The organism is Tardiphaga sp. GW821-FHT12E02 (assembly GCF_058807155.1).
Map to the genome: position 1 here is coordinate 2,540,264 of NZ_JBXAQK010000001.1, position 24,210 is coordinate 2,564,473.

Consider the following 24,210-nt stretch of genomic DNA (forward strand, 5'->3'; position numbering starts at 1 on the left):
GATGTTCGACTTTGACACTTTGTCCCATGCGTTTCCGAAGCAGACGGTGCTCTGCATCGGCGATCTCATGCTGGACGAATTCGTCTATGGCGAGGTGTCGCGGATTTCGCCGGAGGCACCGGCACCGGTGATCGCCGCGCAGCGCAGCGAGATCGTGGTCGGAGGTGCCGGCAATGTCGCTCGCAATATCGCAGCGCTGGGCGCCAAGTGCATTTTCATCGGCCTGATCGGTGCAGACGACGCGGCGGCGACGCTGCAGCGGCATCTCGCGCAGGAGAACGGCATCGAAGCGCTTCTGGTGACCGATGCATCGCGGCCGACGACGCGAAAAGTGCGTTTCGTCTCCGAACATTTCGCGACGCATATGCTGCGTGCCGACTGGGAGGTTGCGGCGCCGGCCTCGGCCGAGGTCGAAAAGCAACTGCTCGACACCATCCTGCCGCAGATTGCGCGCGCCGACATCGTGCTGTTGTCGGACTACGCCAAAGGCGTGCTCACCGCGCGGGTGATCCGCAATGTGATCGACAGCGCGAAGACGCTCGGCAAACGCGTGATCGTCGATCCCAAGAGCGCGAACTTCGCAATCTATCGCGGTGCCACGCTGCTGACGCCGAACCGCAAGGAATTCACCGAGGCGACACGCAGTCGTGCCGATCGCGACATCAATATCGCCGCTGCACAAGAGGCAATGATCCTGGCCGATTGCGCCGCGATGCTGGTGACGCAGAGCGAACACGGCATGACCCTGGTGGTGCGTGATGGCGACGCTATTCATGTGCCGGCGCTGCCGGTGAAGGTTCGCGACGTCTCCGGCGCCGGCGACACGGTGGCGGCGATGCTGGCCGTGGCGCTGGCGGCCGGTGCGGAATGGGAAGTTGTTCTTCGCCTGGCATCAGCCGCCGCTGCCGTGGCTGTCGGCAAGAAGGGCACCGCCGTGGTGCTGCCGGACGAGTTGCGCCGCAAGATGCTGCCGGACGCGACGCTTGCGGCCGAAGATAAAATCGCCGTTGCCGGCGATCTCGCAGCCCGGCTCGACGAATGGCGTCATGAACAGCTGCGGGTCGGTTTCACCAATGGCTGCTTCGACATCCTGCATCCAGGCCATGTGAAGGTGCTCACCGCGGCGCGGGCGACCTGTGATCGCCTGATCGTCGGTCTCAATAGCGACGCTTCGGTGAAGCGCCTCAAGGGGCCAGAGCGGCCCGTACAGGACGAGCGCGCGCGTGCCGAAGTGCTGGCAGCGCTCGAGGCCGTGGATCTCGTCGTCATCTTCGAGGAGGACACGCCGATCAAGCTGATCGAAGCGATCCGGCCATCGACGTTGGTCAAGGGAGGCGACTACACCCGCGACCAGGTGGTCGGCCATGAGGTCGTTGCCGCGAATGGTGGCGAGGTTGTCATCGTCGATATTCTGCAGGGGCACAGCACGACGTCGCTGATCGAGCGGTCGCGTAACAGGCAGCCATGACGCGTATTCTGAATTTCACCATCCGCAATTGGATCATTGCGGTCCATGATGCCATTGTCACAGCCGCGGCGGTGATCCTGGCTTTCTTGCTGCGCTTCGACGGTGAGAACCTGTGGGATCGCCTGCCGCTGCTGTTGACGATCCTGCCATACTTCGTGCTGTTCAGCTTCCTCGTCTGCTACATCTTCAATCTGACGACGACGAAATGGCGCTTCATTTCGCTGCCGGATCTCCTTAACATCATCAAGGCGGCGACGGTGTTAACCGGCGCGCTGCTGGTGCTCGACTACATTTTCCTCGCGCCGAACGTCTACGGCACCTTCTTTCTCGGCAAAACCACCATCATTATTTACTGGTTTATCGAGATCTTCTTTCTTAGCGGCTCGCGCCTAGCCTATCGCTATTTCCGCTACACGCGGACGCGCAACAAGGCACGGGCAACAGATGCATCGCCAGCACTGCTGATCGGGCGTGCCGCCGATTCCGAAGTGTTTTTGCGCGGTATCGAGAGCGGTGCGGTGAAGCGGATGTGGCCGGTCGGCATTCTCTCGCCGTCGGTGTCGGACCGCGGACAGACGATCCGGGGCGTGCCCGTGCTGGGCAACCTCGACGATCTCGACAATGTCATTGATGACTTCAAAAATCGCCAGCGTCCGATCGAACGGGTGGTGATGACGCCGTCCGCCTTCGAGGATGAGGCGCATCCGGAATCGATCCTGATGCAGGCGCGCAAGCTTGGTCTTACCGTCAGCCGGATTCCGACGCTGGAAGAAAGCCGCGACACGCCACAACTGGCCCCGGTGGCGGTGGAAGATTTGCTGCTGCGGCCGAGCGTCAAGATCGACTATGCGCGGTTGGAGAATTTCGTCCGCGGCAAGGCGGTGGTTGTCACCGGCGGTGGCGGCTCGATCGGTTTCGAGATCTGCGACCGTGTCACCACATTCGGCGCGGGACGATTGCTCATCATCGAAAATTCGGAGCCCGCACTCCATGCGGCAATCGAGAAATTGTCGGCGAAAGTCACGAGTGCGACGATCGAAGGCCGCATCGCCGATGTGCGGGACCGCGAGCGCATCCGCCAGCTCATGAGTGCCTTCAAGCCCGACGTCGTGTTCCACGCCGCGGCGCTGAAGCATGTGCCGATCCTGGAGCGTGATTGGGGCGAGGGCGTCAAGACCAACATCTTCGGCTCGGTGAATGTCGCCGATGCGGCGCTGGCGTCGGGCGCCGAAGCGATGGTGATGATCTCCACTGACAAGGCGATCGAGCCTGTCTCGATGCTCGGCCTCACCAAGCGCTTTGCTGAAATGTATTGCCAGGCCCTCGACGGTGATGTCGCAGCCGGCACGACAGGCAAGCCACGCATGCGGCTGATCTCGGTGCGGTTCGGCAATGTGCTGGCGTCCAACGGTTCTGTGGTGCCGAAGTTCAAGGCGCAGATCGAGGCCGGTGGCCCGGTGACGGTGACGCATCCGGATATGGTGCGTTATTTCATGACGATCCGCGAAGCGTGCGACCTGGTGGTGACGGCCGGAACGCACGCCATGAACGCGCAGCATTCCGATGCGTCGGTCTATGTACTGAGCATGGGGCAGCCGGTGAAGATCGTCGATCTCGCCGACCGCATGATCCGGCTGTCCGGCCTGCAGCCGGGTTACGACATCGACATCGTGTTCACCGGCGTGCGTCCGGGCGAGCGCATGCATGAAATCCTGTTTGCCGAGCAGGAGCCGACCGCCGAGATCGGCCTCGCCGGGATCATGGCTGCGAAGCCGAAGGAATTGCCGCTGGATGTGCTTAATGCATGGCTGGCCACGTTGCGGACGGCGATCGAGGCCGATCAACACGAGGTGGCGGTGGCGATACTGAAGGACGCCGTGCCGGAATATCGCGTTCCGGCCGAGTAGAATGTCAGCTCTGCGGTGTTGAGAACCGCCGCAGCACCAGCGCCGTGGCGCCGATGCCGGCAATGAGCACAGCGATGCTGATCGGAGCGGATTTGAGATAGATCGACAATCCCGCCAGTCCAGCGAGAATGATGTTCAACCCAAACACATGTCGCACGACCTCGATCACTGAAAAGCCGTTGTCGGTCGCGCGCTGGTAGAAATGCGAGCGATGGGCGAGCCAGAACGGCTCGCGCCGCGCCATGCGTCGTAGCAGCGTCACGGTGGCGTCAGCGAGATAGTAGAGCGGCAGCAGGATGGCTGCTGCAAGATGTTCGGCGAAGGCGAGCTGCAGCAGGCACCAGGCAATCAGGAGGCCGATGGGCAGGCTGCCCACGTCGCCGAGAAACATTTTGGCCACCGGCTTGTTGAACGGCGCGAAGCCCAGCATGGCGCCGCAAAGCGCGGCAGCAATGAGCGCTGCTGGAAGAGAGAACGCGCCGCTCAGGCACAGCAGTGCCAAACTCGCCGTCACCGGTACGACCTCGGCCACGGTGATCCAGTCGAGGCCATCCATGAAGTTGGTGAGATTGACGAACCACAGCATGCCGACCAGCAACACGACACGTTCGAGCCACAGCGGCACAGCCGGTGCGATCTGAAGGTCGGCCGGCAATGCGACGAGCGCGGCAGCAACGCACAAAGCTTGCAGCGCGAAGCGCGGCGCGACCGGCAGCGGCCGCAGATCGTCCACTGCGCCGACCATGGCGATCACGCAGGTCGCTGCGAATAACACCCAGAGCGAGATGGTGATGGTTGCGAACCAGGCGATTGCAATGGCTGCCACCAGCAATGTCGTTGCGATCACCGCGATGCCAGCCCCCTGCGGTGTTGGCACCTTGTGCGACGACCGCGCGTTCGGCCGCGCCAATGCGTAGCGGATCAGCAACGGGCGGATGGCCCGGATGCAGAGCGCGGAGAGGGCGGCGGCAGCGACCAGCGCAAGGAGCAGGGCGATCAGTTCGGTTGACGACATCGGAATGACAAGGTGACCAGTTTTTTGGACGGTTCAAGCGAGCTATGCGTGGCCGCCTTCATAGCGGGTTTCTCCGGCATGGCCACGCCGCGAGGTCGCGGTTCTGACGCAATCGGGTGCTGCGATACCGGACTATTGCAGCATTCGCGGCCTCATGGCTAATAGACTTCGGCCCACTGGGCCAGCAATGCGGTCCGCGCGGCAAATCTGGGGACATGATGTCTGAACCTTCCATCCTCGTCACTGGCGCCGCTGGCTTCATTGGCTTTCATGTCACGCGCCAATTGCTGGAAGAGGGCCGCACCGTGGTCGGCCTCGACAGCGTCAATGACTATTACGATCCCGCGTTGAAAGAGGCTCGGCTCGCCGAACTGGCAGGCCGGCCGAATTTCACCTTCGTCAAAGCCAATCTGGCCGATCGCCCGGCATTGCTGGCGCTGATGGCCGAGCACAAGTTTCCGGTGGTGATCCATCTCGCGGCTCAGGCCGGCGTACGCTATTCCATCGATAATCCGCATGCCTATGCCGACGCCAATCTCGAAGGATTCCTGAATATCCTCGAAGGCTGCCGCCACAATGGCTGCAAGCATCTGCTTTATGCCTCGTCGTCCTCGGTCTATGGCGCGAACAAGAAGAAGCCGTTCTCTGTCAGCGATCGGGTCGATAATCCCATCAGCCTCTATGCCGCGACCAAGAAGGCGAACGAGCTGATGGCGCATTCCTACAGCCATCTCTACCGGCTGCCGACCACGGGACTGCGCTTCTTTACGGTTTACGGCCCCTGGGGCCGGCCGGACATGGCGATCTTCCTGTTCACCAAGGCGATCATCGATAAGCAGCCGATCAAGCTGTTCAATCATGGCGACATGCGGCGCGACTTTACCTATGTGGACGATGTCGTCGGTGCTATCAGCCGGTTGATCGATCATGTTCCTGCTGGCAGCGCCGACGAGGCGCCGGCGCGGATCTACAATGTCGGTAACCACAAGCCGGAAGAGCTTTTGCATGTGGTGCAGGTTCTTGAGAAAGAACTTGGACTGGACGCGATCAAGACCATGCTGCCGATGCAGCCCGGCGATGTGCCCGAGACCTTTGCGGATGTGGATGACCTCATGCGCGATGTCGGATTCAAGCCGGATACCAGCATCGAGGAGGGCATTCGGCAATTCGTGGCCTGGTATCGCAGCCATTACGGCAATCTCGGCGCAAGCCGCTAAGTTAGCTTCCGGACGAAAGAGAGCGAGCAGCCATGAGCAAGCGCATCATTCCCCTGATCATGTGCGGCGGCGCGGGTACACGCTTGTGGCCGTCGTCGCGCGAGGGGCGGCCAAAGCAATTCCTGCCGCTGTTCGGGCCGCGCTCGACGTTTCAGGATACGATTCTGCGGATCGCCGATCCCGCTCTGTTCGATCGGCCGATCGTCATCACCAGCGAGGCCTATCGCTTCATGGTGCGCGAACAACTCGCCGAGATCGGCCACGAGGCTGATATTCTGCTGGAGCCGGCGCGCCGTGATTCCGGGCCGGCCATTGCCGCGGGCGCGGCCTTTGCCCTGACGCGCGATAGCGATGCGGTGGTGCTGGCTCTGGCGGCGGACCACGTCGTGCGCGACGTGCCGGCATTTGTTGCGGCCTGCCGCGCCGGACTTGTCGAAGCCGGTAACGATCACATCGTTACGTTCGGTGTCACACCGGAACGTCCCGCCGTCGAATATGGCTACATCTCTCCGGGCGATGGGCTTTCGGGCGATGTGAAGCGTGTCGCCAAATTCGTCGAGAAGCCGGATCTGCCGACGGCCACACGTTATGTCGAGGCTGGCTATCTCTGGAACAGCGGCAACTTCATGTTCCGCGCAACCACGCTGCTCGATGAGTACCGTTCCGTGGACGCGGACAGCGTCACGACCATTTCGGATGCCGTCACCAAAGCCGGTCGCGATCTCGGCTTTTTCACCCTAGACGCCGACGCTTTCAAGCAGGCGCGGGCCATCTCGGTGGACTACGCTGTGATGGAGAAGACCGCCAAAGCCGCCGTGGTGCCGGTCTCTTGCGGCTGGTCAGATGTCGGCTCCTGGCTCGCCGTGTGGGAACTGTCCGCCAAGGATGCCCACGGCAATGCCGCACAGGGAGTTGCGGTGTTCGAGGATACCCGCAATTGCCACGTCGCCAGCGACGGCCCGACGGTCGCGCTGGAAGGCGTCGATGATCTCGTTGTCGTGGCGACGCAGGATGCCGTATTGGTGTCGCGGCAGAAGGACCCCAACAATCTGAAGCGTCTCGTGACCAAGCTGAAAGTTGCAGCTCCGCGCGTCACCGAAGATCATCTCAAGACCCATCGTCCATGGGGATCGGTGCAGGCGCTGGAGACCGGCGAGCGCTACCAGGTGAAGCGCCTGGTGGTGAAGGCGGGCGAGCGGATTTCTCTGCAGATGCATCACCACCGTTCCGAACACTGGATCGTCGTTCGTGGCACGGCCAAGGTGACGTTGAACGACCAGGTGAAGGTGATGCAGGAGAACGAGTCGATCTACATTCCGATCGGCGTCTCGCATCGCCTGGAAAATCCTGGCAAGATTCCGCTGGAATTGATCGAGGTGCAGACCGGCAGCTATCTCGGCGAGGACGACATCGTGCGCATCGAGGACGACTACAAGCGAACCTAAGCCGAGCGCCGTCCGTCGTTTGAGGGCTTGGCCATGTTGTCGAACTTCTTGTAGATCCAGCGGCGGCCATCGTGCCGCCGCCAGACTTGTCCGCGGACCAGGCGTCCGGTGATCGATCGCCGCGGGATCAGCACCGTCCAGAGGTGCCACACCGCGGCCCAGTCGGTACGTGGCCTGAGTTTCAAAATACGCAGATGGTTAGGGCTATCGATCAACATGGCGACCTCGATGCGTGTGCCGTCATGTTAAGTGGGTCGAGCCAAATTCCTCAATCGCAACTTGGGCTTAACCTAACCTATCAAGGTTACCGTCGCGCTGTGCACGACTGATCGTCCAGATTTCCGCAATTTAATGGATAACCGGCTGCGCGCCGCGTAAACTTGTCTGACCCGATCCATTGCCGCCTGAGCAATTCCCGTGAAAGTTTTTACCCTCGAAATCGACGGACAGCCGACCATGGTCTTCGATGCCGACAGTATCGAAGAGGCCCGCGGCATTTGCGGGCTGCCCGAGTTTCGCGCCGACCTCAGTGATTTGAAGCGACATGGCAAGCCGCTATTCGGCGAGGTCGCAGTCTTCGCGGCGCGTGATGCGACGGACATCGAAGTTGTCGCCTTCAAGCACGCCATGACCGGTGCAGGTCCATCGGAAGGGCCGACTATGGCGTTTCTCGTCCCTGTCGATGGCATGCTCGTCACGATCGTCCAGCCGGAATAGATCGTTTGTTTGCGTAACCCAAAGACAGGAATTTCGCAGGATGGATTCGCGGCAGGCCGTTCTGGTCACTGGCGGTGCAGGCTATATCGGCGCGCATTGCTGCAAGGCCCTGTATGCGGCCGGCTATCTGCCGGTCTGCTACGATAACCTGTCGAGCGGCCACGAAGCCTTCGTGAAATGGGGGCCACTGGTCGTCGGCGACATCGCCGATAGCCGCAAAGTGGCTGAGACCATCGCTGCCCATGGCGTCATTGCGGTGATGCATTTCGCCGCCTTCAGCGCGGTCGGCGAGTCCGTGATCGATCCGCAGAAATATTATCAGAACAATCTCGCCGGCACGCTTGGTCTGCTGCAGGCCATGCGCGAAACGAATGTGCTGAAGCTCGTTTTCTCCAGCACCGGCGCGGTCTATGGGCAGGCCGATAGCAAGCCGATCGCCGAGGCAGCTGCGGGCCGGCCCATCAATCCCTATGGCATGAGCAAATGGATGATCGAGCAGGCGCTGGCGGATTATCGCCGCGCCTACGGGCTCAACTCATTCAGCCTGCGTTACTTCAATGCCTGTGGCGATGATCCCGATGGCGATATCGGTGAACTGCGCGATCCGGAAACGCATCTGATTCCGCGCGCCATGATGGCGCTGCAGGGGCATGTGGATTTCTCGGTGTTCGGCGACGATTACGCGACTCCCGACGGCACCGCGATTCGCGACTATATCCATGTTGCCGATCTCGCCGCCGCGCATATCCTGGCGCTGAAGCATCTGCTGGATGGGCACCAGGGCGGGGCGTTCAATCTCGGCACGGGCAGCGGCTTCTCGGTCCTGCAGATTCTCAAGGCGATCGAGCAGGAGGCCGGCAGGGCCGTCCCTCACGTCGTCCGCGAGCGCCGCGCCGGTGATCCCGAATTCCTGGTGGCCGATTCGTCAGCGGCCTTCGATGTGCTGGGTTTCCGCGCTGTGTCGTCCGATCTCACCACTATCGTCCGCACGGCCTGGGCATGGCATCGGAAGGCCCACCCGCTTCGCACTGCCTGACCGGGAAGGCCGTAAAACGGCCCGGAATCGCAGGTTCCGCCGCCCGGTTTTCATGTAATTCTCTGAATCAAAACGTGTTTGGATCATTGGTTTGCTGCATCGCCACAATTGTGGCGTCATGTTAGGACACCCGCACGCGCTGGGATGGGCGTGCGTTTGGTGGGATTAAGTATGGTTTCGAGCGGTTCCAAAGTAGTTGGCAGGGATCAGTCACGCGTGCTGCGCGTCGGCGTGGTTGGCGCAGGCGTCATGGGCACGAATCACGGCCGCGTTCTGGCCGGGCTGCCCGGCATTGAAATGGTCGGCATCGTCGATCCCCTGGCCGAGCATCGGACCCGTGCCGAGAACCTGATTGGCTGCAAGACCTTCACCACGCTTGATGAACTGTTGGCGACCGGCGTCGATGCGATGACCATCGCTGCGCCGACCCATCTGCATCACGAGGTTGCGCTCGCCTGCATCGCCAGGGGCGTTCACGTCCTCGTCGAGAAGCCCGTGGCGTCCACGGTGGAAGAGGGACGCGAGATCGTCGCCGCCGCCAAGAAGGCCGGCGTCACGCTGATGATCGGCCATGTGGAACGCTTCAACCCTGCCGTCGCCACCATCAAGAAGGCGATCGCCGGTGAGGATATTCTCTCCATCGGCATCACCCGCGTGGGGCCGTTCCCGCCGCGCATGTCCAATGTCGGCGTGGTCATCGATCTCGCCGTGCATGACATCGATCTGATCCGCTGGTTCACCGAAAGCGATATCGTCGAAGTACAGCCGCAGCTCGCCTCCGCCATCGCCGAGCGCGAGGACATCGCGCTGCTGCAATTCCGCACCGCGTCGGGCGTGCTCGCCCATATCAACACCAACTGGCTGACGCCGTTCAAGGCGCGCACGGTGACGGTGGCGACGCGCGGCAAATACGTGACCGGCGATCTGCTCACCCGTCAGGTCACCGAATGCTTCGGCTTCAAGACCGATGGCAGCTATTCCATGCGCCATCTGCCGGTCGGCCAGGATGAGCCGCTGCGCGCCGAACTCAATGCCTTCCTCGATGCCGTGCGCACCGGCGGCGTGCCGGCGGTCACCGGCGAGGAGGGCGTCGCCTCGCTCGAGATCGCGATCCAGTGCCTGGAAGCGCCGAAGACCCAGGCGGCGACGGCGCCGCGCTCCGCACCGCGCAAGGTCGTGGGCTGACGCTGCACCCATCTCCGGCGCCTCATGGGGCGCCGGCTTCGATTCAACGATATCTTCTTCGCAGGCCTCGCAATGAACCAGCACACTCCCGTTCCCTTCATCGATCTCAATGCCCAGCGCCAGCGCCTGGGATCAATGGTCGATGAAGCCGTCAGCCGCGTGCTCAATCACTGCCAGTTCATCAACGGCCCTGAAGTCGCCAAGCTTGAAGCCGAACTCGCAAAATATTGCGGCGCCAAGCATGTGATCAGCTGCGCCAGCGGCACCGATGCGCTGGTGATGGTGCTGATGGCCAAGAATATCGGCCCCGGCGACGCGGTGCTGTGCCCGTCCTTCACCTTCTGTGCGACGGGTGAAGCCGCTGCGCTGGTCGGTGCATCGCCCGTCTTCGTCGATGTCGACGAGGTGACCTTCAACATCAGCCCGGAATCGGTGAAGCGCGGCATCATCGCGGCGAAGGCGGCCGGCCTCACGCCGAAGGCGATCATCCCGGTGGACCTGTTCGGCCAGCCCGCCGATCTCGATGCCATCGGCGCGATCGCCGAGGCTGAAGGCTTGTTCGTGCTCTCAGACTGCGCGCAGGGCTTTGGCGCAACGTATAAGGGCAAGCGCGTCGGCACCTCGGCGCTCGCCACCACCACCAGCTTCTTCCCCGCCAAGCCGCTCGGCTGCTTCGGCGATGGCGGCGCGATCTTCACCGATGACGATGAACTGGCCGACATCCTGCGCAGCATCCGCATCCACGGGCAGGGCGGTGACAAATACGACAATATCCGTCTTGGCATCACCGGCCGACTTGATACGATTCAGGCCGCGGTGCTGCTCGAGAAACTCAAGATCTTTGACGACGAGATCGTCGCCCGAAACAAGGTCGCCGAGCGCTATGCCCGCAGCCTCGGCAATCTTGTCACGGTGCCGCGCGTGGCCGAGGGCAATACGTCGATCTGGGCCTGTTACACCATCCGCCTGCCCAAGGGCACGGACCGTGATGCCTTCGCCAATGCGCTGAAGGCGCAGGGCGTGCCGAGCGCGATCTATTATGCGAAGTCGATGCATATGCAGACCGCCTACAAACACTATCCGGTCGTCGATGGCGGCCTGCCGGTCTCTGAAGCCCTGTCAGCAGACGTAATCAGCCTGCCGGTCCACGCCTATCTCGACGAAGCCGCGCAGGATCGCGTGATCCAGGCTGTGCGCGACGCGCTGGCATAAAACGCTTCCGCGGGTACATTGTCATCGCCCGCGAAAGCGGGCGATCCAGTATCCGGCACAGCCAATGTGAAACATCTGCGCCTGTGTATACTGGGTCACCCGGTCGAGCCGGGTGACGACAGCTGAGTCGGGGCAATAAGTCGATCTGATGCTGGGACGCATTTTCACCGTTGGTGGCTACACGCTGCTCTCGCGGATCACCGGATTCGCGCGCGACATCATGCTCGCCGCAATTCTCGGTGCCGGTCCCATTGCGGATGCGTTCTTTGTCGCGCTCCGCCTGCCCAATCATTTCCGCGCCATTTTCGCCGAGGGCGCTTTCAACGCGGCCTTCGTGCCGGCCTATGCCCATGTGAGCGGGAAGGGCGGCCAGGATGCCGCGCATCTGTTCGCCGATCGGATTTTCACGCTGCTGTTCGCCTCGCAGGTGGTGCTGCTGGTGTTGGCCATCGTGTTCATGCCGCAAGCCATGACGATCCTGGCGCCGGGCTTCACCGACGATCCCGCCCAGCGCCACCTCGCCATCGAACTGACGCGCATCACCTTTCCCTATCTGCTGCTGATCACGCTGGTGACGCTGTATGGCGGCATGCTCAACGTGATGCAGCGCTTCGCCAGCGCTGCGGCGGCATCCATCTTTCTCAACATCTCGATGATGGCGACGCTGGCGCTCGCCGCATTCTTCCCGAGCGCCGGCCATGCCGCTGCCTGGGGCGTCTTGATTTCCGGCGTCCTGCAATATCTGCTGCTGGCCGGCGACCTGCAGCGCCATGGCGGCCTGCCGCGCTTTGCGCCGTTGCGGCTCGACGAGGATATTCGCGGCTTCTTCCGTGCGCTCGGTCCGGCGACATTGGGCTCTATGGGCACGCAGGTCGCGCTGTTTGCAGACACGATCATCGCCACCTTCCTGCCGGTCGGTGCGCTGTCGGCGCTGTATTACGCTGATCGCCTGAACCAGCTGCCCATCGGCGTCATCGGCATCGCCATCGGCACGGTGCTGCTGCCGGAAATGTCGCGGCGCATGGCGGCGAACGATCATGTCGGCGCCATGGGCGCGCAGCGCCGCGCCTTCCTGTTCACGCTGCTGTTCTCTCTGCCCTTCGTCGCGGCCTTCCTCACCGTGCCGGATGTCATCATGCGCGCGATGTTTGCGCGTGGCGCCTTCAGCAAGGCCGATGCGGCCGTGGCCGCCGCGACGCTCGCCGCCTACGCCATCGCGCTGATCCCCTTCGTGATGATCCGCAGCGCGGTTGCAACCTTCAACGCGCGCAAGGACACGACCACGCCGATGATCGCGGCACTCACCGGCATCGCCGTCAATGTGGCGCTGAAGGTCCTGCTGATGGGCTCGCTGGCCCAGATCGGCCTCGCGCTCGGCACCGCGGCGGGGGCGTGGATCAATCTTCTGCTGGTGATCTTCTTTGCGACACGCGCAGGCTATCTGGAGTTCGATCGCGCGTTCCTGATTGCACTCGGGAAATTTGCCGTGGCTGGAATCGTCCTCGCCGCGGTGCTCTGGGGCACCGCGCAATATGCGGCGCTGCAATTTGCCGAGATGACGACCCTCCGCGACGAAGCGACGTTGGGCATTCTCATCCTGGTGACCGTGGTCGTTTATTGCGTCTTGATTCTTGCGCTTTTCGGCAAGAGCTGGCTGCGCAATCTCGTGCGCCCAAGATAGCCGTATCCGTAGGGCGGACGAGCGCAGCGTAATCCGCTGCGGTCCTCCCACATCAACTCCGCCGGCGGATGACGGCTTCGCCTCATCCGCCCTACGGCATCGTGTTCACGATGTTGCGCCGCCCACTTGCCGCCCTCCCGTCGCTGTGTAGACTGTTTCTAAATTACAGTCGGAGGACCAATGGCACCCATCAAGTTCGGCGTCGGACAAAGCGTCCTGCGCAAGGAAGACGATGCCCTGATCCGCGGCCGTGGCCGCTATACCGACGATCACGCACCCGCCACCCTCCATGCCCTGGTACTGCGCTCGCCGCATGCCCATGCGACCTTCACGCTCGATGCCGCCAAGGCACGCGCGATGCCCGGCGTCGCGGCGATCCTGACGGCTGACGACACCAAGGATCTTGGCGGGCTGCCCTGCCTGTTCAATCTCGAGGACCATCCCTTCACCGGCCCGGATTATCCGATCCTCGCGGCCAAGGAGGTGCGCCATGTCGGCGACGCCATCGCTTTCATCGTCGCAGAGACCGTGGAGCAGGCGCGCGACGCCATCGAAGCGATCGAGGTCGCATGGAAGCCGCTGCCATCGGTGAATGGTCTCAACAATGCCGTCGCCAAGGGCGCGCCTGTGGTCTGGGACAAGCATCCCGGCAATGTGCTGTTCGACGTACCGATCGGCGACAAGAAAAAGGTCGATGAGGTCTTCGCCAAGGCGCCTGTCATTGCCGAAGTAAAAATCGTCAATCCGCGCGTCGTCATCAATTACATGGAGACCCGCGCGGCGATCTGCGAATACGACGCCAAGCGCGATCACATGACGCTGACCATCGGCAGCCAGGGCAGCCATCGCCTGCGCGATATCCTCTGCGACAATGTGCTGAAGATGCCGAAGGACAAGATGCGCGTGATCTGCCCCGATGTCGGCGGCGGTTTCGGCACCCGGCTGTTTCCCTATCGCGAATATGCGCTGGTGGCCTTTGCCGCCAGGAAGCTCGGCAAGAACGTCAAATGGGCTGCCGATCGCTCGGACCATTTCCTCGGCGATGCGCAGGGCCGTGACAATGTCACCCATGCCCGCATGGCGCTCAGCGAGGACGGCAAGTTTCTCGCCATGGATGTCGACCTGATGGCCGATATGGGGGCCTATCTCTCGACCTTCGGGCCGTACATTCCCCATGGCGGCGCCGGCATGCTGCCGGGGCTCTACGACATCCAGGCCTTCCACTGCCGCGTCCGCACGGTATTCACGAACAGCGTGCCGGTGGACGCCTATCGCGGTGCGGGCCGTCCCGAAGCCGCTTACGTCGTCGAACGCCTGGTCGATCAATGCGCGCGAAAACTCGGCATGTCGCCCGATGCGATCCGCCGCAAGAATTTCATCGCGCCGAAGGCGATGCCGTACAAGACGGCGACCGGCAAGGTCTATGACTCCGGCGATTTCACCGCGCATATGAAGCGCGCGATGGATGTCGCCGGCTGGAAGGACTTTCCGAAGCGCGCCAAGGCCGCCAAGAAGGACGGTCTCGTCCGCGGCATCGGCATGGCCACCTATGTGGAGGTCTGCGGCACCATGGGCGACGAGACCGCCAATGTGGCCCTCGGCGCCGATGGCGATATCACCATCCTGATCGGCACCCAGTCGACCGGGCAGGGCCATCACACGGCCTATGCGCAGATCGTCGCTGAGCAGTTCGGCGTGGCACCAGAGCGGGTGCATATCATCCAGGGCGACACCGCGAAGGTTGCGACCGGCCTCGGCACCGGCGGCTCGGCCTCGATCCCCACTGGTGGCGTCAGCGTGCAGCGCGCGACGAAGCAACTCGGCATCAATCTGAAGGAGCTTGCCGCCGACGCGCTGGAAACGAGCGTGGCCGATCTGGAGATCGACGGCGGCGTCGTGCGCATCGCCGGCACCGATCGCTCGGTGTCCTTCGCCGATCTCGCCAAGAAGGCCGATCCATCAAAGCTCAATGCAAGCGAGACCTTCAGCAGCGCCGATGGCACATTCCCCAACGGGACGCATTCGGTGGAGGTCGAGATCGATCCATCCACCGGCAAGATCCGTATTGTCAATTACGTCATCGTCGATGATTTTGGCGTCACGCTGAATCCGCTGCTGCTGGCCGGTCAGGTCCATGGCGGCACCATGCAGGGCATCGGCCAGGCGCTGATGGAGCAGGCGGTCTATGACCCCAAGGATGGCCAGCTGGTCACCGCCACCTTCATGGATTACGCGCTGCCGCGTGCGGAAGACGGCGCCGCGTTCTCGTTCGAGACCCACAACATTCCCTGCACCACCAATCCGCTGGGGGTGAAGGGCGCGGGCGAGGCGGGGGCGATCGGCTCCTGCCCGGCGATCATGAACGCGATCATCGAAGGCCTGCATCGCGAATACAGGATCGAGCACATCGACATGCCCGCAACCCCGGAGCGCGTCTGGATGGCGATCCGCGAGCACGAAAGGCTGCACCGGCTCTAGCCCGTAGGATGGGTTGAGCGCAGCGAAAACCCATCACCCCAGCGCCGGCCGTGATGGGTTTCGCTGTGCTCAACCCATCCTGCGACACCACTTTTGGAATACCCGTCGTCAGCCGGGGTTCATGCCTTTGTTGCACATTAGTCCTAGTCGAATTCTAGAAAAGGAAGGTCTTGATGAAATACGCATTTCTCGTCGCCGGTGTCCTGGCGCTCGGTATCGGTGCCGTTTCGGCCCAGCAGGACATCGTCAAGGACCGCCAGGCCCAGATGAAGGCCACCGGCCGCGCCCTGGGCGGCACGCTCAGCGCCATGGCCAAGGGCGACAAGCCTTATGATCAGGCCGCCGTGGATGCCGCCTTCGCGACCCTGACCGAGACCGCGACCAAGCTGCCGGCGCTGTTTGCGGACAGCACCAAGGGCCTGAAGGAAGGCACCGAATATTCGACCTCGCCGAAGGTGTGGGACGACAAGGCCGGCTTCGCCGCGCATGTCGCGGATTTCAGCAAGGCGGTGTCCGAGACCAAGGGCAAGGTGAAGGATCTCGACAGCCTCAAGGCGAATGTCGGCGCCATTGGCAAGCAATGCGGCAGCTGCCACGAGACGTATCGGCTGAAGAGCTAAAGCTCTGCCCTCATCCTGAGGAGCGGCCATCGACCGCGTCACGAAGGATGGTCGTGCACGCAACTCATGGTTCGAGACGGCGTTCTCAAGAGCGAACGCCTCCTCACCATGAGGGCGGAGTTTCAGCGCAGTGGTTTTATCTTCCAGAGTGACAGGCTTTCGCGTGCTGAAACGCTTTCTCATCCTCTTCGCATTCTTCTTCGCCATCGGCCTAAGCGTCTATTGGTGGCTGACGATCCCGGCAACCGTCGCGGCCAGCACCTTGCCGGCGCACACGCCTGACGTCGCCAATGGCAAGACCGTCTTCAATGCCGGGGGCTGTGCGTCATGTCATGCGACGCCCAAGCAGGATGACAAGCTCGTACTCGGTGGCGGACTGCCGTTGACCTCGCCATTCGGCACCTTCTACGCCCCGAATATCTCGCCCGATCCGACTGCCGGCATCGGCCGCTGGAGCGAGGCGGATTTCGTCACGGCGCTGCTGAAGGGCACTTCGCCAAAGGGCGAGCACTACTTTCCTGCTTTTCCCTACACGTCCTATCAGCGGATGACCTCCGCCGATGCACGCGATCTGTTCGCCTATATCAAGACTCTGGTGCCGGTGACGACAAAGGCGCCGGATCACGCAGTCGGCTTTCCGTTCGATCTGCGCCGCAATCTCGGCGTCTGGAAATTCCTGTTCCTCGACGGCAAACCCTTCGTCGCGGACAGCGCAAAATCCCCGCAATGGAATCGCGGCGCCTATCTGGTGAATGCGCTCGGTCATTGTGCCGAGTGCCACAGCCCGCGCAACGAAATCGGCGGCATCGTCGAGAAGCAGCGCTTTGCCGGCGGGCCAAATCCCGAAGGGCAGGGCTGGGTGCCCAACATCACCCAGAAGGGCCTCAAGGACTGGAGCGAGAAGGATCTCGCTTATTTCCTCAAAACCGGCGAGACGCCGGAAGGCGACACCGCGGGCGGCTCCATGGCCCCGGTGATCCGCAACACGGCGCAGCTCAGCGACGAGGATCGGGCGGCGATGGCGGCCTATCTGAAGTTACTGCCGGCGGTGGAAGGGCCTCCGAAGCCCGCGAAGAAGGGCTGAGGCTCAACCGGGCGCACGCGATTGTCATCCTCCGCGAAAGCGGAGGATCCAGTAAACGGCGGCCTCTTGGCCCTATCGCCAGCGGCGTTGTCTACTGGACCACCCGCTTTCGCGGGTGGTGACAGCCAGAGAAGGGGAGTCGTTCCCACCGTGCTCTCCCACGCATGGAAACCCGCCAAGCCATGTCCCCGTGGTGGTTTTCGTGCGTCCGCTCACGTGATTGTGTGCTGCAGCATTTGCCGACCGGCGATTCCCTGCAATTTTGATCTCCTGCTCCCCCATGAACATCTTCAAAGCCGTGTCGCTGAAAGTCGCCAGCACCATGGCCTTTGCCCTCATGGGCGCGCAGGGGCGTTATCTCGGCAGCGCCATTCCGCTCGGCGAAATCGTGTTCTGCCGCGGCCTGTTCGCTCTGATCCCTATCGTGCTGTTCTTCGGCTGGCGCGGCCAGCTGCGCGGCGCGTTGCAGACCGATCGGTTCTCCGCCCATCTGGTGCGCGGCTCGTTCAGCGTGATCGGGACCTTTTGCACATTCGGTGCTCTGGCCCGCCTGCCGATTGCGGATGTCACTGCCATCGCCTTCATTGCGCCGCTGATCACCGTGGTGTTCGCCGCGCTGTTCCTGAAGGAGAAAGTACATGTCTATCGCTGGTCGGCGGTGGGTGTGGGCTTTTCAGGCGTCATCCTGATGCTGTCGCCGTATTTCCACAATCACGCAGCGCTCGATGGCGCGATGATAGTTGGCCTGTTCCTGGCACTGATGAATGCCTTCACGGCTGGTGGTGCCACCATCCAGATCCGCCGTCTCACGGCAACCGAGTCGTCGGCCTCGATCGTGATCATCATGACGCTGATCGTGATGGCTGCATCGCTGGTGACGGCGCCGTTCGGCTGGCGCTGGCCGACGGGCTTCGAGCTTGCCTTGCTCATCGGCATCGGCATTGCCGGTGGCCTCGGCCAGATGCTGTTCACCGAAAGCTATCGCTATGCGCCGGCATCTTTTCTCGCACCGTTCGATTACACGGCGATGCTGTGGGCCTTCATGCTCGGCTTCTGGATGTTCGGCGAAGTGCCGACCATCTATGTCGTCATCGGCGCGGTGATCGTTGCCGCGGCCGGCATCTTCGTGATCCTGCGCGAGCGGCATCTCGGCCTCAAGCGTCTGCGTGACACGCCGATGTCACCGATATCGGCCATGGCCGATGAAGAAGCCGATCCCGACGCGCCCGTGACGGTGCTCGGCAAGAAGCGCTAGCTTCGCCGAAATGCTGCGGTGCACACTCGCCGCGAGCTGCGGCATTTTTGAATTTGGAACATGCACAAACTGGCGGGCCTTGCTCCTGCCATGCGACTGCACTTAAATGCAGGTCGTCGCAACACGCGACATCCCGTGCATGGCGGGCCCGATTGGCGGAATGATCGCGCAAGGATGCTTGCCGCGCAGGCCGCTGTCCCACACGACCTGTCTGTACTGGCGCTCAACAAAAACGCTTCCGCAATTCAAAGAGGTTACCAATGGTCAACCGCCTGCAATTCTACATCGACGGCGCTTGGGTCGATCCCGCCGTCAAGAAGTCGACGCCCGTCGTCAATCCGGCGACCGAAGAGGCGATGTATGAAGTTGCGCTCGGCTCCAAGGCCGATGTGGACAAGGCCGTCGCCGCCGCCAAGCGCGCCTTCGAGACCTTCTCGCAGACCACCCGCGAAGAGCGCATCGCGCTGCTCGAAAAGATCATCACCGCCTACAAGGCCCGCATCAAGGATATCGGTGCATCCGTGTCCGACGAGATGGGCGCACCGCTGCCGATGGCCGAGCGCCTGCAGGCCGGCGCCGGCCTCGGCCATCTGACCGCGACCCTCGACGTGCTCAAGACCTATGCGTTCGACGAGAAGCACAACCAGGCCGTCATCACCAAGGAGCCGATCGGCGTCGTTGGCATGATCACGCCGTGGAATTGGCCGCTCAACCAGATCGCCTGTAAGGTTGCGCCTGCGATCGCTGCCGGCTGCACAATGATCTTGAAGCCGTCGGAATTCACCCCGACCTCGGCGCTGATCTTCGCTGAAGTCATGCACGAAGCTGGCGTGCCGAAGGGCGTGTTCAACCTCGTCAACGGCCTCGGCCCAGAGGTCGGCGTCGCCATGAGCGAGCACCCGGATATCGACATGGTGTCGTTCACCGGCTCGACCCGCGCCGGCATCGACGTTGCCAAGCGCGCTGCCAACACCGTCAAGCGCGTCAGCCAGGAGCTCGGCGGCAAGTCGCCGAACGTGATCCTCGAAGGCGCCGACTACGTGAAGGCCGTCACCGGCGGTGTCGCGCACATGTTCAACAATTCCGGACAGTCGTGCAACGCGCCGAGCCGCATGATCGTGCCGCAGGGCGCGATGAAGGAAATCGCCGCCATCGCCAAGGCCCAGGCCGACAAGACCAAAGCCGGCGATCCGCGTGCCGATGGCACCGTGATTGGTCCGGTGGTCAATCGTGGCCAGTGGGACAAGATCCAGGGCCTGATCCAGAAGGGCATCGACGAAGGTGCCACGCTGGTCGCCGGCGGCCCCGGCCTGCCGGAAGGCGTCAACAAGGGCTTCTATGTCCGCCCGACGATCTTCGCTGACGTCACCGAGAACATGACCATCGCGCGCGAGGAAATCTTCGGGCCGGTGCTCGTGATCATGGGCTCCAAGGACGAAGCCGATGCACTCCGCATCGCCAATGACACGCCCTATGGTCTCGCCGGCTACGTCTCGGCCGACACGATCGAGAGCGCCCGCAAGTTCGGTCGCCGCATCCGTGCCGGTAACGTCAATCTGCAGGGCGCCCCGAACGACCGCACCGCGCCGTTCGGTGGCTACAAGCAGTCCGGCAACGGCCGTGAATGGGGTAAGCATGGCCTCGAGGACTTCCTCGAAGTAAAGGCCATCGCAGGCTACGACGCGGCGTAAGACCGCGTTTCGAAGCGCAAGCTTCGTGACTGAAAACGCCGGGGCGCAAGCTCCGGCGTTTTTGTTTGTAGGATGGGTAGAGCGGAAGCGCGAAGCGCTGGAGCGAAACCCATCGGCGGAGCTTGCCGCAATCGACGGAATGATGGGTTTCGCTGCGCTCAACCCATCCTACAATTCCGCGCTATCCTCCCAGCGCCCCCTGCGTGTTCACATACACCGCATAGATCGACTGGCTCGCCGCCATGAACAGCCGGTTGCGCTTGCGCCCGCCGAACGCGACATTGGCGCAGCGTTCCGGCAGGGCGATGCGCCCGATCGGCTTGCCGTCCGGGGCGAACACCATCACGCCGTCGAGCTCGGGCGTGCCCATGCCCCAGCCGCACCACAGATTGCCGTCGATGTCGCAGCGCATGCCGTCCGGCGTGCCGGGGCCGGCATCGATGGCGACACGCTTGTTCTTCAGTGATTTGCCATCCGGCGCCACATCGTAAGCAAGGATTTTCCGCGTCGGCACGCCGCGGGACTCGACGATGTAAAGAATTGTCTCATCCGGCGAGAAGCACAGCCCGTTCGGCGCGAGAATGTCGTCGGCAACGATGCTCGCCTGCAGCGTCTCACCATCGATGCGATAGACGTTCTGCCCGATCTCCGACGGCGCCTTGTCGCCTTCGTAATCGCTCATGATGCCGAACGCTGGATCAGTGAACCAGATCGAATTGTCGGACTTCACCACCACGTCATTCGGTGAGTTGAGCCGCTTGCCCTCGAAGCGATCCATCAGCACCGTGATGCTGCCGTCATATTCGGTGCGGATCAGGCGGCGGCCATGCTCGCAGGTGATCAGCCGTCCCTGCCGGTCGCGCGTATTGCCATTGGCATAGTTCGACGGCCTGCGGAAATCGCTGACGGCACCGGTCTCTTCATCCCAGCGGATGATGCGGTTGTTGGGAATGTCCGAGCACAACAGATAGCGGCCATCGCCGAACCAGACCGGCCCTTCCGCCCAGCGCAGGCCGGTGGCGATGCGCTCCACGGCGCCGAGCTTGATCCAGTATTTCTCGAAGCGGGGATCGAGCGCGGTGATGGCGGGGTCGGGATAGTGGGAGGCAGGCTGCCAGCCGCGGGATGACGTGTCGGACATTGGTGTCTCGTTTGCTGTCGTTTCCTCTGGTGTGTTTGCTAGCATCCACCGCAGAGGCGAGCAACGCCGGTGCACAGACACACGATTGTCGTCACCCGGCTTGACCGGGTGACCCAGTACACACTGAGGCTACAGAGTAGACTGGATCGCCCGGTCAAGCCGGACGACGACAATGTGAGGATGTGATGGCTTGTCCCCGTATCTTCATCAAGTCATACTCCCTGCAACGAACGATCAAAGTTGCGAGGGACGGGAATGCCAAGGATCTTGATGACAGGCGCATCGGGCGGCATCGGCACACGCTTGCGCGAATTGCTGCCACCGATCTATCCGGATCTTGTTCTGAGCGATCTCAACACGCCGCCAAATCTGAAATCCACTGAAACCTTCAAGCAAGCCGATCTCGCCGATCTCTCGGCTGTGGAAGCCATCTGCGAAGGCGTCGATGGCATTCTGCATTTCGGCGGCTTCTCGGTGGAAGGGCCGTGGGACACCATCCTGCAGGCCAATATCATCGGTTGCTTCAATCTGTTCGAAGCCGCACGGAGAAAGGGCGTCAAGCGCATCGTGTTCGCCTCGTCGAACCATGCGGTCGGCTTCTATCCGCGCCACAGCAAAATCCCCCCCGATGTCACCGCGCGCCCGGATAGCCGTTATGGTGTCAGCAAGGTGTTCGGCGAGGCGCTCGGCGCGCTTTATGCCGACAAGCACGGGCTGTCGGTGACATGCCTCCGCATCGGCAATTTCGGCGACGCGCCGCTCGACAAGCGCCGGCTCTCGATCTGGCTGAAGCCGGAGGATCTGGTGCAGCTCTGCCAGATCGGGCTCGCACATCCCGACATTCATTTCGAGGTGCTTTACGGCGCTTCCTATAACGAACGCGCCTGGTGGGATAACTCGCGCGCCTATGAGCTCGGCTATCGGCCGACGGGGAAGGGCGAGGATCATCTCGAACATGCCTTGGCGGAACAGGCGAAGTTGAAGCCCGATCCGGTCGGCGATTTCTATCAGGGCGGGGCGTTTTGCAGTGCCGAATTCTCGGGTGATTTCAGCAAGGTCTGGGCGCCGAAATCGTAGGATGGGTTGAGCGCAGGCGCGGAGCGCCGGAGAGATAACCCATCGGCGGAGCTTGCGGCGTAGTTCGGCTGATGGGTTTTCGCTCCGCTCAACCCATCCTGCGGACGCGTGCCCCGCATTGACATCCTTCCCAGTCGCTCCATAAGAACCATTCAAAACAAGTGACGGGAATGCGACCATGGCCGACGGATTGCGCAAGGGGCTCACGAGTTATGGCGATGCCGGCTTTTCGCTGTTCCTGCGAAAGGCCTTCATCAAGGCCATGGGCTATTCCGATGATGCGCTGGATCGCCCGATCGTCGGCATCACCAACACGCACAGCGACTACAATCCCTGCCACGGCAATTCGCCCCAGATCATCGAGGCGGTGAAGCGCGGCGTCATGCTGGCCGGTGCGCTGCCGATGGTGTTTCCGACGATCTCCATCGGCGAGAGCTTTGCACATCCGACCTCGATGTATCTGCGCAACCTGATGGCGATGGACACCGAGGAAATGATCCGCGCCCAGCCGATGGATGCGGTGGTCGTGATTGGCGGTTGCGACAAGACGCTGCCGGCGCAGATCATGGCCGCGCTCTCCGTCGATCTGCCGACGGTGGTGATCCCGGTAGGTCCGATGGTGGTCGGCCATCACAAGGGCGAAGTGCTCGGCGCCTGCACCGATTGCCGCCGCATGTGGGGCAAGTTCCGCGCGGGCGAGATCGACCAGCAGGAGATCGACGCGGTCAATGCGCGTCTTGCGCCGTCCGTCGGCACCTGCATGGTGATGGGCACGGCGTCCACCATGGCCTGCATCACCGAAGCCATGGGCCTGTCGTTGCCCATGAGCGCGACGATTCCCGCGCCGCATGCCGAGCGCTTCCGTTCGGCCGAAGCCAGTGGCAAGGTCGCCGCCGAGCTTGCCAAGAACAAGGGGCCGAAGCCGAGTGAATTCCTCACACCCGGCTCGTTCCGCAATGCGCAGGTGGTGCTGCAGGCGATCGGTGGCTCCACCAATGGCCTGATCCATCTCACCGCCATGGCCAATCGCACGCCGAACCGTATCGATCTTGCCGCCTTCGACGATCTTGGTCGCGACGTGCCGGTGCTGGTCGATCTGAAGCCGTCCGGCGATCATTATATGGAGCACTTCCACCATGCCGGTGGCGTGCCCAAGCTGATGGAGCAACTCGGCGATCTCATCGATCTCGACGCGAAGTCGGTGAATGGCGAGACACTGCGCGAGATCGTTGCCAGGGCCGAGGACGTGCCGGGGCAGGACGTGATCCGCACCAAGGATAATCCGATCAAGCGCGAAGGCGGCCTCGCGATCCTGCACGGCAATCTCGCCCCGCGCAGTGCCGTCATCAAGCATGCGGCTGCGTCGCCGAAACTGCTGCAGCACACCGGCCGCGCCGTGGTATTCGAGTCGGTCGAGGACATGACCAATCGCGTCGATGATCCCGATCTCGACGTGACCGCCGACGACGTGCTGGTGCTGCGCAATGCCGGCCCCAAGGGCGCCCCGGGCATGCCCGAGGCGGGCTATCTGCCGATCCCCATGAAGCTCGCGCGCGCAGGCGTGAAGGACATGGTGCGCATCTCTGACGCCCGCATGAGCGGCACGGCGTTCGGCACCATCGTGCTGCACATCACGCCGGAGAGCGCGGTGGGCGGCCCATTGGCGCTGGTGAAGAATGGTGACATGATCCGGCTCGATGTGGCGAAGCGCAGCATCGATCTTCTGGTGGATGAGGCCGAGCTCGCCAAGCGCCAGGCGGCGCTGCCGAAACCGGTGACGCCGGATTGGGCCAAGCGCGGTTACGCGCATCTGTTTCACACCACCATCACGCAGGCCGATGAAGGCTGCGATTTCGATTTTATGACGGGGGAGGGGAAGGCGTAGTTCCAGCTGTCGTCACCCGGCTTGACCGGGTGACCCAGTACACGCCGACGCCGTTGCGTTTACTGGATCGCCCGGTCAAGCCGGGCGACGACAAGT

19 protein-coding genes are annotated in these 24,210 nt (G+C 62.6%); 16 read left to right on the top strand and 3 right to left on the bottom strand.

All coding sequences use genetic code 11. The features are described from left to right. Window position 1: 1 nt before the first annotated feature. Window positions 2–1,468, top strand: a complete 1,467-nt coding sequence (rfaE1, locus tag AC1RQ5_RS11975) for a D-glycero-beta-D-manno-heptose-7-phosphate kinase (protein WP_493199166.1) — start codon at window positions 2–4, stop codon at window positions 1,466–1,468. Beyond that, on the top strand, window positions 1,465–3,375 hold the full coding sequence (locus AC1RQ5_RS11980) for a polysaccharide biosynthesis protein (RefSeq protein WP_493199167.1): 1,911 nt from the start codon (window positions 1,465–1,467) through the stop codon (window positions 3,373–3,375). Before rfaE1 ends, AC1RQ5_RS11980 begins: the two co-directional genes overlap by 4 nt. A 4-nt stretch (window positions 3,376–3,379) precedes the next feature. On the opposite strand, the gene AC1RQ5_RS11985 is transcribed toward AC1RQ5_RS11980, so the two are convergent. Next, window positions 3,380–4,390 carry an MraY family glycosyltransferase gene (locus AC1RQ5_RS11985; protein WP_493199169.1) on the bottom strand — a complete coding sequence of 337 codons (1,011 nt, stop codon included), beginning with the start codon at window positions 4,388–4,390 and terminating at the stop codon, window positions 3,380–3,382. 218 nt (window positions 4,391–4,608) lie between these two features. Between AC1RQ5_RS11985 and AC1RQ5_RS11990 the strand changes: the two genes are divergently transcribed. Together AC1RQ5_RS11990 and AC1RQ5_RS11995 are read left to right on the top strand one after the other, a co-directional pair. Next, complete coding sequence (locus tag AC1RQ5_RS11990) at window positions 4,609–5,607, top strand: NAD-dependent epimerase (RefSeq protein ID WP_493199171.1); 999 nt, start codon at window positions 4,609–4,611, stop codon at window positions 5,605–5,607. Between the two features lie 32 nt (window positions 5,608–5,639). Further along, window positions 5,640–7,052 (top strand): mannose-1-phosphate guanylyltransferase/mannose-6-phosphate isomerase, encoded by a 1,413-nt coding sequence (locus tag AC1RQ5_RS11995; RefSeq protein WP_398483118.1) that lies wholly within the window; start codon window positions 5,640–5,642, stop codon window positions 7,050–7,052. Here the strand turns inward: AC1RQ5_RS11995 and AC1RQ5_RS12000 are convergent. Beyond that, window positions 7,049–7,270: a hypothetical protein gene (locus tag AC1RQ5_RS12000; protein WP_493199173.1), complete on the bottom strand. Its 222-nt coding sequence runs from the start codon at window positions 7,268–7,270 to the stop codon at window positions 7,049–7,051. The genes AC1RQ5_RS11995 and AC1RQ5_RS12000 overlap by 4 nt on opposite strands. A gap of 199 nt (window positions 7,271–7,469) precedes the next feature. Between AC1RQ5_RS12000 and AC1RQ5_RS12005 the strand changes: the two genes are divergently transcribed. The 10 genes from AC1RQ5_RS12005 to AC1RQ5_RS12050 all read left to right on the top strand — a co-directional run bounded on the left by AC1RQ5_RS12005 (window position 7,470) and on the right by AC1RQ5_RS12050 (window position 20,011). Beyond that, the gene (locus tag AC1RQ5_RS12005; RefSeq protein WP_398483122.1) at window positions 7,470–7,769 is read left to right on the top strand and encodes a hypothetical protein; all 300 of its coding nucleotides are present in this window, start codon (window positions 7,470–7,472) and stop codon (window positions 7,767–7,769) included. Window positions 7,770–7,809: 40 nt separating this feature from the next. After that, window positions 7,810–8,805: a UDP-glucose 4-epimerase GalE gene (gene galE, locus AC1RQ5_RS12010; protein WP_493199175.1), complete on the top strand. Its 996-nt coding sequence runs from the start codon at window positions 7,810–7,812 to the stop codon at window positions 8,803–8,805. Window positions 8,806–8,976: 171 nt separating this feature from the next. After that, window positions 8,977–9,990, top strand: coding sequence for a Gfo/Idh/MocA family protein (locus AC1RQ5_RS12015; RefSeq protein ID WP_493199176.1), 1,014 nt, complete (start codon window positions 8,977–8,979; stop codon window positions 9,988–9,990). 72 nt (window positions 9,991–10,062) lie between these two features. Then, window positions 10,063–11,202 (top strand): DegT/DnrJ/EryC1/StrS family aminotransferase, encoded by a 1,140-nt coding sequence (locus AC1RQ5_RS12020; RefSeq protein WP_493199177.1) that lies wholly within the window; start codon window positions 10,063–10,065, stop codon window positions 11,200–11,202. Window positions 11,203–11,350: 148 nt separating this feature from the next. After that, on the top strand, window positions 11,351–12,883 hold the full coding sequence (murJ, locus tag AC1RQ5_RS12025; protein WP_493199179.1) for a murein biosynthesis integral membrane protein MurJ: 1,533 nt from the start codon (window positions 11,351–11,353) through the stop codon (window positions 12,881–12,883). A 180-nt stretch (window positions 12,884–13,063) separates the two neighbouring features. Beyond that, window positions 13,064–15,361, top strand: a complete 2,298-nt coding sequence (locus tag AC1RQ5_RS12030; RefSeq protein WP_493199181.1) for a xanthine dehydrogenase family protein molybdopterin-binding subunit — start codon at window positions 13,064–13,066, stop codon at window positions 15,359–15,361. Window positions 15,362–15,534: 173 nt separating this feature from the next. Beyond that, window positions 15,535–15,981, top strand: coding sequence for a c-type cytochrome (locus AC1RQ5_RS12035; RefSeq protein WP_398484723.1), 447 nt, complete (start codon window positions 15,535–15,537; stop codon window positions 15,979–15,981). 163 nt (window positions 15,982–16,144) lie between these two features. Further along, window positions 16,145–17,065 carry a c-type cytochrome gene (locus AC1RQ5_RS12040; protein WP_493199183.1) on the top strand — a complete coding sequence of 307 codons (921 nt, stop codon included), beginning with the start codon at window positions 16,145–16,147 and terminating at the stop codon, window positions 17,063–17,065. 280 nt (window positions 17,066–17,345) lie between these two features. Further along, window positions 17,346–18,320 carry a DMT family transporter gene (locus AC1RQ5_RS12045; protein ID WP_493199185.1) on the top strand — a complete coding sequence of 325 codons (975 nt, stop codon included), beginning with the start codon at window positions 17,346–17,348 and terminating at the stop codon, window positions 18,318–18,320. A 260-nt stretch (window positions 18,321–18,580) separates the two neighbouring features. Beyond that, entirely contained in the window at window positions 18,581–20,011 is a 1,431-nt protein-coding gene (locus tag AC1RQ5_RS12050) for an aldehyde dehydrogenase family protein (RefSeq protein WP_398484717.1), read from the top strand. A 181-nt stretch (window positions 20,012–20,192) separates the two neighbouring features. On the opposite strand, the gene AC1RQ5_RS12055 is transcribed toward AC1RQ5_RS12050, so the two are convergent. Beyond that, complete coding sequence (locus AC1RQ5_RS12055) at window positions 20,193–21,152, bottom strand: SMP-30/gluconolactonase/LRE family protein (protein WP_493199187.1); 960 nt, start codon at window positions 21,150–21,152, stop codon at window positions 20,193–20,195. 255 nt (window positions 21,153–21,407) lie between these two features. Here AC1RQ5_RS12055 and AC1RQ5_RS12060 point away from each other — a divergent pair, with 255 nt between their 5' ends. Both AC1RQ5_RS12060 and AC1RQ5_RS12065 read left to right on the top strand, forming a co-directional pair. Then, entirely contained in the window at window positions 21,408–22,229 is an 822-nt protein-coding gene (locus tag AC1RQ5_RS12060; RefSeq protein ID WP_493199189.1) for an NAD-dependent epimerase/dehydratase family protein, read from the top strand. Window positions 22,230–22,407: 178 nt separating this feature from the next. Beyond that, a complete protein-coding gene (locus AC1RQ5_RS12065) occupies window positions 22,408–24,114 on the top strand; it encodes an IlvD/Edd family dehydratase (protein WP_493199190.1) in 1,707 nt (568 codons plus the stop codon). The last annotated feature ends 96 nt before the right edge of the window (window positions 24,115–24,210 follow it).